Below are 12,361 nucleotides of genomic sequence, written 5' to 3'. Positions count from 1 at the left end.
ACTCATCCTCCTCTTTAACCTTTGACCGAGCCGATCATGACCCCTTTATCGAAGTACTTCTGGATGAACGGGTACACAATCAGAATAGGCAGGGTAGACACGATGATGACTCCATACTTCACCTGATCCGCATACTGCTGGGCATAACCTCCGGCTGAACCGCCCGCTCCCGCACCTTGCGAGAACACCTGGTTGGACAGCAGAATATCTCTCAGCACTATCTGCAGCGGCTGCAGGTTATTGCTGCGGATGTAGATCAGTCCGGTGAAGAAGTCATTCCAGTGGGCAACGAGATAATACAGTCCGATAACTGAAACCACCGCTTTGGAGAGCGGCAGGGCGACCTTGAGGAAGAATTTGAAATGCGTACAGCCATCCATCGAAGCCGCCTCAAACAGCTCTCTCGGGATCGAATTCTCGAAGAACGAGCGGGCGATAATCAGATTATAGACATTCACGCAGAACGGGATAATAAACACCCACATCGTATTCGTCATATGCATATCCTTCATCAGCAGGTAGGTCGGAATCAGTCCTCCGTTGAAGAACAGTGTAATTACAAAGGTCAGCATCAGAAAACGCCGGGCCCGGAACTCCTGTCTGGACAGCACGTACGCCGCAGGCAGGGTGAACAGCAGGTTCACGGCCGTCCCAAGCACCGTATAGAGCAGTGTATTGCTATACCCCGTCCAGATCCGCGCATCCTTGAAAATTTCACTATAGCCGAAGAAGCTGATATTCTTGGGGAAAATAGTCACCTGACCTGTCGACACCAGCGTGGAGTCACTGACAGAGGCGATAATGACGAAATACAGCGGGTACACAATGCTCAAAAAGATGAGCAGGCAGACCAGATATACGACAGCATCGAAGAGGATGTCAGTTTTATTTTTACCTTTACTGTTAGTGATTAGCTGCATGTTACTCCACTCCTTCCGTAAGCTCTGCTACCACAGGCTGATATCCGAGGACTTGCGGGCAATCATATTCATCGCGTACAGGAACACAAAGTTGATCACGGTATTAAACAGCCCGATGGCGGCGGAATAGCTGAACTGGTTGCTGATAATCCCGATTTTGTAGACATAGGTTGCGATGACCTCGGACACCGGAAGGTTCAGGGCATTCTGCATCAGGAACACCTTCTCGAACCCCGTACTGAGCACATTCCCCATACTGAGCACGAACAGAATAATAATGGTTGGAATCAGCGCCGGAATATCCACATGCTTGATCGTCTGCCAGCGGCTGGCCCCGTCGATTTTGGAGGAATCATAGAGCTGCGGGTCCACAGTAGACAGTGCGGCCAGATAGATGATGCTGTTCCACCCGCAATGCTGCCAGATCTCTGAGAGCACATATACCGGAACGAACGTCCCCGTTGAGCCCAGCAGGTTGACATCGCCCAATCCGACCGAGCTGAGGATATGCCCGATTACCCCCGAATTCGGGGAGAGCAGTACGTTCAGCAGACCCACCATAACGACGATGGAGATAAAATGCGGCAGATACACGGTCGTCTGAAGTGTTTTTTTGGCGCGCTTCCAGCGCACCTGGTTGATCAGCAGCGCCAGAATGATGGGCGCGGGGAAGCTTAGAATTACAGTGGCGAGACTGATCGCTACCGTGTTTTTCATCAGATCGGCAAACATATAGCTGTCAAAAAACTGCCGGAAATAGAACAGCCCTCTCCACGCGCCCCCGGTCAGCCCTTTGCTGAAATCATAATCACGGAACGCCAGCTGGATGCCGTACATCGGGATATAGTTGAAGATAAAGATCACGACAATAGCCGGAAAAATCATAATCCACAGCTGATGATCCCGCTTGAAGGTATTCAGTACGGTGGGCTTCTTATGTGCCCTTGGCTGAGCCGGATGCTCATACAGATTCTTCGATATCATCAGAACCGCCCCTTCCATCAAGGAGCCGGAACAAGCAGTCTCAGCCTGATTGTCCGCTGACGCTTCCTCCGGTCCCGGTTTCTCTTATGCACCTGTGCCTCGATTAATGGCGCGTTAACTGCTGCAAGGCTGTATTACTGATTCTTCTTATAGTCATCGTAATATTTCTGGATGATCTCAATATTCTTGTCCACACCGGTCTTCCCGATATTCTTCACATAGTCGTCCCACTCGGCATCAATGCCGCCCTTGGTAATCCATTGCGACCATTTCGACAGGGCGAGTGACATCATACCGGTGTTATTCAAGCTCATCGTGTTGTTGTCCGCCGCACTGTACTTGATGAACATGCTTGGCAGCACATCCGTATCCTTGTTGATCCCGTCCAGCGCTGCTTTGAGCGGCTCTGTCTGGCTGCCGACAGACTGCATATCGGTACCCAGCGTCAGCTTAAGGGAATCGGCAATATACATAGCTCCGTTATCGGCCCAGGAGGAGGTCCATTTCCAGGTACCAGGGTCCATCGCTGCATCCGCAGGAGGCAGAATACTGTAGCTGCCATCTCCATTGTCACCGATATTCGTGCCGAGGGAGCCGAACAGCACCTGCATACTTACAGTAGGATCATACAATTCATTGATGAACTTCATGGCCGCTTCCTTATGCTTGGATTGGGCGGACATTTGTACTGCATTCACCCCATAGTTCAGGGAGTTGTAATCATAGCTCCAGGAAATCTTGCTGGTTGAATCAGCCGATACTTTGAGCGGGGACATCGAGGCATACTGTGGAGCCAGCGTATTACCGACTCTGTCCGTGACCTCCCAGCCCCAGGTGAAGCCGACGGCTGCTGTCTCACCGTTGCCGCGGGCAACGGACTGGTATTTGGTATAGTCCTGGGTGAACACTTCAGGATTGATCAGTCCGGCGCTGAAGCATTTGTTCAGGAACGCGACCAGCGTTTTGTAGCGCTCATCCGTGAAGAAGTTCTTCACCTTGCCGTCTTCGACGAAATAACCCAGTCCGCTGTTATCCGTCAGTGTAATCCCTTCGCTGCCCATCAGCACGGTCGGCATAAAGGCACCGAACGCTACCGTTCCTGTAGGGGCAAAATCCATCGGAATTTCGTCATTCTTATCGCCGTTTCCGTTGGCATCCTCATCCTTGAATGCTTTCAGCACATCGAACAGCTCATCCCAGTTCGTAGGCATCTGCAAGCCGAGATTGTCCAGCCACTTCTGGTTGATGAACTGGCGTGTTGTGGTTTCCGGCCAGAATCTCTGGTATTTGGGCAGGCCGTAGATTTTGCCGTCCAGCTGTGTGGCAATCACTTTGGTCTCCGGTTTGGCATCGAACATCGCCTGTACGTTAGGGCCGTAATCCTTGATCAGTCCGGTCATATCCTCGAAGAGGCCCGGGAACTGCGAGAAATCGGCATCCGTAATGGAATTCACACCTACAATCAGGTCAGGAATATCGCCGCTGGCAAGCAGTGTGCCCTTCTTCTGATCCCAATCCGCCGTGACCTCCTGCCACTCAATTTCAACTCCGGCGCGTTCCTCGGCCTCCTGCAGCCATTGCATTTTGGAGAATTCCTGGGTCAGCGGATGTTTGGTCATAATTGCTGTAAGCTTCACCTTCTTGCCCGTATCTCCGCCACCGGCAGCATCTGTATCTGTATTTGTATTGTTGCCGCCGGAGCATCCCGATAACGCCGCCGCACCGAGCATAAGCGCGAGCATACCCGTTAGTAACTTCTTCATTTTGTATCCTCCCTTTTTCTGTCCGCCTCTATGATCAAGCAAGATATATTTCAACATTTGTTAAAATTAACCGAAACCGCTTCTGTTTTTCCGGATTTTTCCTCACACATTTCTGATCCAATTTGTTTCCGGCTTTTTGCCCGCACAAAAATGTATACGCTTACATAAGACTCTAAAAAAATATCCCCTCGCCATTTGTAGCGCAAATGCCATATTTCACAAGCTTTTTGCCTCATCTCCTTTGTTTGAATATGGGTTAAGTTTGTCTGTTTGTCTTATCTACAGCTTACCCTTATTTCAAATTCGGATAAATAGTTTAATGTTCGAATATGTGTAAAAAGGTTAGTCATTACCTAAACTTTTTATTTAGGAAGCGCTTTACTTCATGCCGGGATTAAGGAATAATAAAGGTTAGAAGAAGTGTACTAAAGTCAGAAAAAAGGGGACATGCAAATGACTGCCTTCGAGCTGATTGTGGATAAGCCAGTGAATCTGGAGATTACCGGCAAGTTTGTCGCCCCCTCCGCAGAGTGGATTCACCTGAGCAGAATTTTGCAGGATTACGAGCTTATCGTTATGACCGAAGGAGTGCTCTATCTGGCCGGTGACAACCAGCAATTCACGGTCTCCAAAGGGGAATATCTGCTCCTCCCTCCGCTCACCAAGCAATACGGGTACAAGCCCTCTGAATGCAGTTTCTACTGGCTGCACTTTCATTCCACAAGCGGAATTCAGGTTGCCGATCTTGCTCCCCGTACCTATGACAAGGAAGATAACCGGATTCTATTGCCCCAGTACGGAACCCTCCGGAGCCTGGAGAAAATTATCGTAATGATGAAGCAGCTGCAGGATTCGGTGCGGGGCTACAATCAGACTACACTCAACAACTACATGGCTACTGTGATTCTATGCGAGCTGTACAACCAGACCTGCAATGCCGATGCTGACCCGCTCAAAAAGACGAAGCAGGAGCAGCTCTATAACGATATTGTGGACTACATCAAGTGGAGCCGCAGTGAACACATCAAGGTATCGCAAATCGCCGCCTACTTCGGCTACAATGAGAAATATCTCTCCCATCTGTTCACCGTGATCTCCGGGATCTCCCTGAAGCAATATATTCTGCAGCAGAAGATGGAGCTGGCGAAATTTCTGCTCGCAGACACCAACCACAATGTCAGTGAAGTCTCCCTGCAGCTCGGCTATAAGGATTGCCATAATTTCATGAAATCGTTCAAAAAGATCGTCGGCCTCACCCCCACCGACTTCCGCAATGCCTATGCCAAACGTCTGCTGTTCTACGAATGAATTAAGAAAGCTCATCATACTAATTCCTCCGCGGCTTCCCAGGGGCTACTCATTCCCCCCGGAACAGGCTGTGGAGATTTTTTTTGTGCATAATGAACTTTTAGAACCTCTGCGGACTCTTATCTATGAAAGAGGTGAGAACATGAATGTAAGCCGTCTTGTGAGACAAGCCCAGCGGGGTAACAAAGAAGCCTTATTAGAACTAATCCTGGCCGAACAGGACGCTTATTACAGGCTTGCCTACAGCTATATGGGAAATGAACACGACGCAATGGATGTCATGGAAGATATGATTGTTACGCTTTACGAGAAGCTGGAGCAGTTGAACAAAAGGGAGGCCTTCTACAGCTGGAGCAAAACGATACTCGTGAACCGCTGCAAGACCGTCCTCCGCAAGCAGGAGCGTTATCTTCCTCTGGACGGTGAAGTCGACCGGGAGCCTTCACTTGCCGCATGGACTGCAGATAACCCCTACCGCTATACGGAGTCTGAGATGGACATGTCGGCGCTGCTTGCTCACCTGAACCCGCGGCAGCGGGAAGCGATTGAACTCCGCTATGTTCACGATCTTCCCTATCAGACGATTGCCGAGATGACCGATTCACCGGTGGGTACAATCAAGTCAAGAATCTCGCAGGGCATACAGAAACTAAAAGCCATGATCGGAGGTGACCGTTATGAGAACGATCGAGGAGAGATTACAGGAGCATCAGCAGATCATGACCCCATCAGAACTTGAGGGCAGACTTCGTACAGCGCTTGAGCGCGTTCCTGTGAAGACAAGAACCCGGATTAGAGCAAGAACCTGGGTTGCCTCAGCAGCGGCAGCATTTATGCTGACGGTGGGCATCTATCAATATCCTGCATTTGCTTATTACGGCGGGAAGCTGTTTAGTAAAAGCGAGCTGGATACCATGGCCTTCACTGAATTGGCGGACCACGGATACGGTCAAAGCGTCCATAAAAGCAAAACGTTAGATGACGGAACGGTTATTACCATTAACGGGGTGATTGCGGACGACAACGCCCTGACGATGTATTACAGCATTGATCCGGCTTCAGGCAGTGTATATACTGGCGACTTCCCTGCCGGCAACTATTCTCTCCGTTACGGAGTAGATAAACTGGAAGGGTTCCTGACGGATTCAGATCCCCTGGGGGGGAGCGGCGGCAGCAGCAAAGACGGTACCCGTTTCGAGGGAGTATACAAATTTGAGCCGGCCAGCCCCTTCTCCAGAACATTGACCGTTACATTCAGCGAGTGGCTGGAGAATGGGACAGTGGCACACTATCCTGTCTCCTTCAAATTTGAAGCGAACCGAGCCATGAAAAGCCTGCTCACAGCGGATATATCCCAAGCTGTTCCGGTGGATCAGGGAACTGTCCACTATGATTCTATTACAGCTTCTCCGACCTCCACCCTTGTGAAGGGGCATTATGAACTGGAAGATGGGGAAACTCCGAGATTTTCGGCTGTAACCAAGCTCTATGTGAACGGGATGGAAGTGAATTACTGGTCCATGCGTTCGGCACGTTCCGGCAAAACGGGACTCACAGATTTTGAAATCGAATACGATGTGCTCCCGACAGACAAGCTGCAAAGTGTTGAACTGGTACTCGATAATTTCACCGGATATGAGCAAATAGAACAGCCTGTCTCCCTGTCCGCACCCTCTGACCGCTCCATTCTGCTTGGCGAGGAGAAGCTCTGGATCCGCAGTGTTACCCGGACCAGTACCAGCTATGATATCGTGATCGCCGGGAAGCAGTTCACCTTCCTCGACACGGAGACTTTAGCTGTTCTAGCCGGAGAATCCACAGTTCCCGTTGCTTCTATATCCCAGGCCCGTCCGTGGGACTTGAAGAACGGCAACATCCTGTGGGAACGGACCTACTCGTTCAATACGGAGGATGCGCCGCAGTTCCTGCTGCTGGATGGATACCACTACATTAAGACTTATAACAAGACCATTACAGTTCCTATAGATGGCAAGAAACATTAAAAACACACTATTGTCTCCGAAGTGCCGCGCCAGGCAGCAGGAGTGGAGTGAGCTTCCTATGTTCTATGTTCTATGTTCTGTGTTCAATGCACAATTCGCGGCACAGAGCTTCACCTAAGTATAAATGTTGTACGTTTTACAACTTGGCCCCCTATATATCCGGATGTTTGGGAGGAATGTTGTACGAAATACAAGAATTATCAGCCTAATCCGCTTGGCGGAGAAGAAATGCTGTATTTCATACAACAATCTTGGATTAGGGCTGATATCCTGAGGAAAATGTTGTATTTTGTGCAGGATCTCGCATGAATTCAATAGACCACTCAGAGCACTCACACAAACGGCAGGTTATCAAGAATATCTTAAGAGTAGCTTCTCTCACCGATAGTTGTATTCCGTACACTTAAAAGACGGCCCCTAAGCAAATTCGGCCTCTTAATTGTATTTTGTGCAACTAAAAGTAGCGAAAAGTGCTCCTTTGCGGCATAAAGGTCAATATAATTGCAGAGAATACAACTATAATACTTACCGCGCAATAACTGGTGACTTTAGTTGTACCAAATACAGTTATAACCCGTCTGATAAAAGAAGACGCAAAATATCCCGCCCCCCCTGCCAGGGGAGCGGGATATTCTGTATCTTGCGGAACAGGAGCTTTCCGCATCTTGCAGGCCAGTCATCTGCCATTGCGGCTCCGGGACGCGAACCGGTCCGTTACTTCCCGCCGTCCTTCGCCGGCACGCCGAAATCCGGTGTGCCGTCTTCATTCCAATGCAGGCGCTGGGCCCGGGTGTGGCGGTTCGGATCGTACAGCGGGTCTCCGGTAATCTCCTTATAGTTGCGGGCATGATAGATCAGCACATCCTCACCGTTCTCATCAACCGTGAAGCTGTTGTGCCCCGGGCCGTATTGCCCGTTCTCCTCACTGGTCTTGAAGACCGGCTCAGGATGTTTGGTCCAGGAGGCCGCGTCCAGCAGATCGCTGTCCTCATCCGCCGTGAGCAGACCCATGCAGTAATTGTAGTCGGTCGCGCTGGCCGAGAAGCTCATGAAGATCTTGCCGTTGCGCTTCAGCACTGCTGCGCCCTCATTCACCCGGAAGCCAATAATCTCCCACGGATACTCCGGCGTGGTGATCATCGTCTGCGGACCTGTTAACGTCCAGCCGTTCGCCATGGCCGAGATATACAGGTTGGAATTCCCCTCGATATCGGGGTGTTTTTGCGCCCATACATAGTACCGCACTCCCTTGTGCTCGAACGAAGTGGCATCCAGGGCGAAGGATTCCCAGGCAGTCTTCATCTGGCCTTTCTCTACCCATTCCCCTTCCAGCGGGTTCGCCGAAGCATTCTCCAGCACGAACATGCGGTGGTCGAACAGCCCTTCCTTCGTTTCGGTGGTCCGGGCGGCAGCGAAATAAATATACCATTTGCCGTCAATGTAATGAATTTCGGGAGCCCAGATATTGGCGCTGAGCGGGCCACTCTCATATTTGCGCCAGGCTACGACCGGTATTGCTTCTCTCAACCCTTCAATTGTTGCAGCTCTGCGCACTTCAATCCGGTCATACTCCGGCACGGAAGCCGTGAAATAGTAATAGCCGTCTGTATGTTTGTACACCCAGGGATCTGCGCGCTGCTCCACAAGCGGATTGCTGTACTCTCTATTTGTACTCATCATGGTTTCTCCTTTGGTCTGAGCATTTTATCTAAGAAATTATCTGGGAATAGTACAGGCAAGCTTTACCCTTTTACCGCTCCGGCGGTCATCCCGTCGATGAAATACTTTTGGAAGGCCAGGAATAAGGCCAGAATGGGAAGAATGGAGAAAAAAGAGCCGACAATAAGTAAATCATAATTGTTGCCATATGGAGTTAGGAGTGTCTTGAGTCCGATAGGCAGGGTATATTTGTGCTCACTGCTAAGCACCATGAACGGCCATAGGAAGTTGTTCCAGCTGTTCATACCGTTCAGGATCGCCATTGCGGCGAATGAAGGCTTCATAATAGGCAGAATCAGGCGCAGATAAATCCCGTATTCACTGGCCCCGTCCACTCTGCCGGCAGCAATGATTTCCTTCGGAATTCCGCTTAAATATTGTCTGAAGAAGAAGATCGTCGCTGCACCGGCTATCCCCGGCAGAATAATTGCAGAGTAGCTGTTCATCAGCCCCATATTATTGGTCAAGGTATACAGAGGCAGCAGCAGAATCTCAAACGGAACCATCATGATAAGAAGCACACATATAAAAAGGAAGTTCTTCCCTCTAAATTCATATGCCGAGAAACCATAAGCCACTGTGGCACTTACCAGCAAGGTCAACGTTACCTGCACCAGCGTAAGCAGGACTGAATTAAAGAACCATGTAAAGTAGGCATGATCGCCTGTAAAGAGGTACACGAAGTTATCGAAATTCATTACCGAAAGGTCGAACTTCAGATTCAGCCCATATCGGATCAAATCTTCACCAGGCTTGAAGGAGGCAATCGTCACCGCATAGAAGGGGATCAGGATTAGGAGGCATACCACTGTAAAGAAGGCAAAGAGGACGATTTTGATTGCAGTTTCTTTTTTCATCTTAATCCTCCTTCTTAAACATGCCGCTAAAGGCCAGTTGTGTCAGGTTGATCACCATAGTAATCAAGAGCAGCACAATACCCACCGCAGCCGCATATCCAAGATTGTTCTTTTCAATTCCCTGGCGGTACAGATACCCGACAATGGTAAGGCCTATATTCTTCGGGGAATTATTGCCGTTCCATAACATCATGCTCTCAATGAACATGGCCAGACCGGCGTAAATACTGATCGTCAGTACATATATGGTGGTAGGCTTCAATAAAGGCATGGTGATTCTTGTGAATTTCTGAAAAGCTGACGCTCCGTCAATCGATGCCGCTTCATAATAATCATCCGGAATGTTCTTCAGGCCGGACAGAAAATACAGCATATTGACCCCCATCCATCTCCAGCTGGCCAAGGCGACAAGGGCGATAAATCCTGTGACCTGCCCCTTCAGAAATTTAACCGGCTCTACACCGAATACGCCCAGAAGGCTGTTGATCAATGAGCCCTCCATTTCACCGAACATTAATCTGAAGATCGTACCGGCTACAACCACTGAGGTAAGTGCCGGAAAGAAGAAGGAGGATTTGAAGAATTCCCGTCCCCACATAAATTTATTGTTGATCAGGACCGCGAACAGCATTGGAAAAGGAATAAGAATAAGCAGGGTCAGGATCATATATACGCCGCTGTTGCGGACGGCTTTGAAGAAGATCGTGTCACTCATCAGCTTAGTATAGTTGTCGATTCCTACCCACTGTGCCTCCTGGCCTAGTGTTACCTTTTGAAAACTCATACCGAACGAGCTAAGCAGGGGATATACCCAAAAAATGAGGAACACCAGCACAAAGGGCAGCACGAACACGTAAGGAGCGACCTTTTGCGAGTACAGAAAGTTTTTAAACATTGCTCTACTCCTTTCATGGTGGAACTTGGATAGTGCTTTAAAATAGAGCTACTCTGCCCGCAGAGTAGCTCTCCCAGTTTAACTATCCGGTTATTTCAACTCTTGTTCAATTTGTGCCTGTGCATCATCGAGCGCCTTCTGTACATCCTTGCCGTCCTCGAAGATTTCATTTAGGGTAACAGTGCAAAGAACATTATTGATGGTCGGTGAAGCCGATGTGGATTTGATCAGCTGGATTTCGTCTTTAATTTCATTCAATACATCAAACGGGTTGTTGACAAAATACTTCACGAACTGATTCTCAGGATTATGAGTCACGTCTTTCATATCCCATACGCTCATATTGATCGGGTCAAAGCCGAGAGTGTTCCAGATTTCGATATTGGCATCCAGGGAAAGCTTCGCATAAGCAATGAAGTCTTTAGCCAGCTGTACATCTTTGGCTGTTTTGGTAACTACAGTACCGGTTCCGCCGCCGCCATACGATCTTGGCATCCCTTTCTCAAACACCGGAAGCGGAGCAATGGCAATCTTGCCCTGCAAGTCCGCCATGTAGTTGGTGTATCTCGACATTTGCCATAGCGGCATGAAGGCTGCTGCATAGTTACCGGAGTTGTATTCACCATAAGCTTCTTCTGTATCCGGCTGCCCTCCGGCGATGGTGGAGATTACATTGTTGTCCTGCAGATCCTTGAGCATAGTAAGGGCTTTCACCAGCTCCGGTGAATTCACCTTTGGATTGCCGGCTTCATCAGTGAGGTCAGCGCCTTGCTGTGCCAGAAGGAGCGACTCTTGCCAGATAGCGCTTGTGTCAGCGGTACCCATGTATTTGCCGGTTTTTTCGTACACTTGCATGCCGGCTTTCTTGAAGTCATCCCAGGTTACAATCGTCTTATAGTCGACTCCTGCCTGTTCGAGAATTTCTGTGTTATAAAAGGCAACGGTTGCCCCTACGTGAGTAGACAGGCCGTAGATATTTCCTTCTTTGCTGTACAAATCCAGCTGGGATTGCACAACTGTACCCTTGAAAGGCTCAGCTACATCATTAAGCGGTTCCAGCTGTGGTGTTCCGGCCAGGAAGTCAGGGAATTTACCCAATTCAATATCGGCAATATCCGGTGCGCCTACGCCCGTCTGCACGGCGATCGATAACTTGTTGTGCATATCGTCATAAGGCATTACTGTAACATTCAGCTTGATCTGACGATCAGGATTGGCCGCATTCCATTTCTCTAGCATTTTCTCAAAATGCTGGCCGTGTAATTCAACGAATGTCCAGTAGGAGAGTTCAGTCGCACTCTCGCCGGCACCGGCATTAAGTACCGAACTTTCTCCGCCCTCCTCCTTCGATGACCCTCCACAGCCCGCCAGGAATACTACCATAGCCACTACCATTAATGCGAGAAACCCCTTCTTCTTCATCCTTAAACCTCCCTTATTTGTGTACAAAATATCAGTTATATAAGAACTGCTTTTACAGTCCGGCTCACAAGCCTGCGCTTTTCTTCAGCCGGATTACGTTCCACGAAGCTTTGGAGAGAAGTGTGTCTACGTATCCATCCTTGCATACGGTACCGGCAGCCTGCACCGGCTGTACCTTCTGTTCTGCGGGCGTATTCACAGCTTTCAGGTCATCATGCTTCAGAACGATATGCTCAAGCAGGGTATACCCCTCGAAGCCCCGGATATCGGCCTTCAGGTGCAGGCCTTCCTCCAAATGACGGTTCACCGCAAAAATAGTCAGCTCCCCCTGCTCCTCATTATGTACAATCGCGCTGTCCAGATAAGGAACATCGGTGTAATCCTGTGCATCGTATTTCGGTGAATTCACAATCGGCTGAAGCGAAACACCGCGTCCATATTTGGAAGCATGCAGATAAGGATAGAAGATGGTCTGCTTCCAGGCAGCACC

The 12,361-nt window shown here is 49.4% G+C and carries 11 protein-coding genes; 3 read left to right on the top strand and 8 right to left on the bottom strand.

All coding sequences use genetic code 11. The annotated features are described in order from the left end of the window. Window positions 1-14: 14 nt before the first annotated feature. The 3 genes from GC101_RS20550 to GC101_RS20540 all read right to left on the bottom strand — a co-directional run bounded on the left by GC101_RS20550 (window position 15) and on the right by GC101_RS20540 (window position 3,667). The gene (locus tag GC101_RS20550) at window positions 15-920 is read right to left on the bottom strand and encodes a carbohydrate ABC transporter permease (RefSeq protein ID WP_171718769.1); all 906 of its coding nucleotides are present in this window, start codon (window positions 918-920) and stop codon (window positions 15-17) included. A 27-nt stretch (window positions 921-947) separates the two neighbouring features. Beyond that, window positions 948-1,904 carry an ABC transporter permease gene (locus tag GC101_RS20545; protein ID WP_042134843.1) on the bottom strand — a complete coding sequence of 319 codons (957 nt, stop codon included), beginning with the start codon at window positions 1,902-1,904 and terminating at the stop codon, window positions 948-950. Window positions 1,905-2,038: 134 nt separating this feature from the next. Beyond that, window positions 2,039-3,667 (bottom strand): type 2 periplasmic-binding domain-containing protein, encoded by a 1,629-nt coding sequence (locus GC101_RS20540; protein WP_171718768.1) that lies wholly within the window; start codon window positions 3,665-3,667, stop codon window positions 2,039-2,041. A 453-nt stretch (window positions 3,668-4,120) separates the two neighbouring features. Between GC101_RS20540 and GC101_RS20535 the strand changes: the two genes are divergently transcribed. From GC101_RS20535 to GC101_RS20525, 3 genes are all read left to right on the top strand, one after another. After that, window positions 4,121-4,975, top strand: coding sequence for an AraC family transcriptional regulator (locus GC101_RS20535; protein WP_171718767.1), 855 nt, complete (start codon window positions 4,121-4,123; stop codon window positions 4,973-4,975). A 142-nt stretch (window positions 4,976-5,117) separates the two neighbouring features. After that, window positions 5,118-5,714 carry an RNA polymerase sigma factor gene (locus GC101_RS20530; RefSeq protein WP_171718766.1) on the top strand — a complete coding sequence of 199 codons (597 nt, stop codon included), beginning with the start codon at window positions 5,118-5,120 and terminating at the stop codon, window positions 5,712-5,714. Further along, window positions 5,653-6,978, top strand: coding sequence for a DUF4179 domain-containing protein (locus tag GC101_RS20525; protein ID WP_171718765.1), 1,326 nt, complete (start codon window positions 5,653-5,655; stop codon window positions 6,976-6,978). Before GC101_RS20530 ends, GC101_RS20525 begins: the two co-directional genes overlap by 62 nt. 714 nt (window positions 6,979-7,692) lie before the next feature. Here GC101_RS20525 and GC101_RS20520 read toward each other — a convergent pair. The 5 genes from GC101_RS20520 to GC101_RS20500 form a co-directional block, all read right to left on the bottom strand. Further along, window positions 7,693-8,655 (bottom strand): glycoside hydrolase family 43 protein, encoded by a 963-nt coding sequence (locus GC101_RS20520; RefSeq protein ID WP_171718970.1) that lies wholly within the window; start codon window positions 8,653-8,655, stop codon window positions 7,693-7,695. A 65-nt stretch (window positions 8,656-8,720) separates the two neighbouring features. Beyond that, entirely contained in the window at window positions 8,721-9,554 is an 834-nt protein-coding gene (locus tag GC101_RS20515) for a carbohydrate ABC transporter permease (protein ID WP_171718764.1), read from the bottom strand. A 1-nt stretch (window position 9,555) separates the two neighbouring features. Beyond that, window positions 9,556-10,449: a carbohydrate ABC transporter permease gene (locus GC101_RS20510; protein ID WP_039310521.1), complete on the bottom strand. Its 894-nt coding sequence runs from the start codon at window positions 10,447-10,449 to the stop codon at window positions 9,556-9,558. 90 nt (window positions 10,450-10,539) lie between these two features. Continuing rightward, window positions 10,540-11,871: an ABC transporter substrate-binding protein gene (locus tag GC101_RS20505; protein WP_171718763.1), complete on the bottom strand. Its 1,332-nt coding sequence runs from the start codon at window positions 11,869-11,871 to the stop codon at window positions 10,540-10,542. 64 nt (window positions 11,872-11,935) lie between these two features. Beyond that, window positions 11,936-12,361 (bottom strand): alpha-L-arabinofuranosidase C-terminal domain-containing protein (locus GC101_RS20500; protein ID WP_281365906.1); only part of this gene is annotated, 426 nt, incomplete at its 5' end.

Source organism: Paenibacillus phytohabitans (genome assembly GCF_013141775.1).
GTDB classification, from domain to species: Bacteria; Bacillota; Bacilli; order Paenibacillales; family Paenibacillaceae; genus Paenibacillus_AQ; species Paenibacillus_AQ phytohabitans.
This window is presented reverse-complemented; position numbering and strand designations above follow the sequence as displayed.

Excerpts from the sequence above, each read along its gene's own strand:
- GC101_RS20550 (WP_171718769.1), bottom strand. The coding sequence starts at position 920 with ATGCAGCTAATCACTAACAGTAAAGGTAAAAATAAAACTGACATCCTC.
- GC101_RS20545 (WP_042134843.1), bottom strand. The coding sequence starts at position 1,904 with ATGATATCGAAGAATCTGTATGAGCATCCGGCTCAGCCAAGGGCACAT.
- GC101_RS20540 (WP_171718768.1), bottom strand. The coding sequence starts at position 3,667 with ATGAAGAAGTTACTAACGGGTATGCTCGCGCTTATGCTCGGTGCGGCG.
- GC101_RS20535 (WP_171718767.1), top strand. The coding sequence starts at position 4,121 with ATGACTGCCTTCGAGCTGATTGTGGATAAGCCAGTGAATCTGGAGATT.
- GC101_RS20530 (WP_171718766.1), top strand. The coding sequence starts at position 5,118 with ATGAATGTAAGCCGTCTTGTGAGACAAGCCCAGCGGGGTAACAAAGAA.
- GC101_RS20525 (WP_171718765.1), top strand. The coding sequence starts at position 5,653 with ATGAGAACGATCGAGGAGAGATTACAGGAGCATCAGCAGATCATGACC.
- GC101_RS20520 (WP_171718970.1), bottom strand. The coding sequence starts at position 8,655 with ATGAGTACAAATAGAGAGTACAGCAATCCGCTTGTGGAGCAGCGCGCA.
- GC101_RS20515 (WP_171718764.1), bottom strand. The coding sequence starts at position 9,554 with ATGAAAAAAGAAACTGCAATCAAAATCGTCCTCTTTGCCTTCTTTACA.
- GC101_RS20510 (WP_039310521.1), bottom strand. The coding sequence starts at position 10,449 with ATGTTTAAAAACTTTCTGTACTCGCAAAAGGTCGCTCCTTACGTGTTC.
- GC101_RS20505 (WP_171718763.1), bottom strand. The coding sequence starts at position 11,871 with ATGAAGAAGAAGGGGTTTCTCGCATTAATGGTAGTGGCTATGGTAGTA.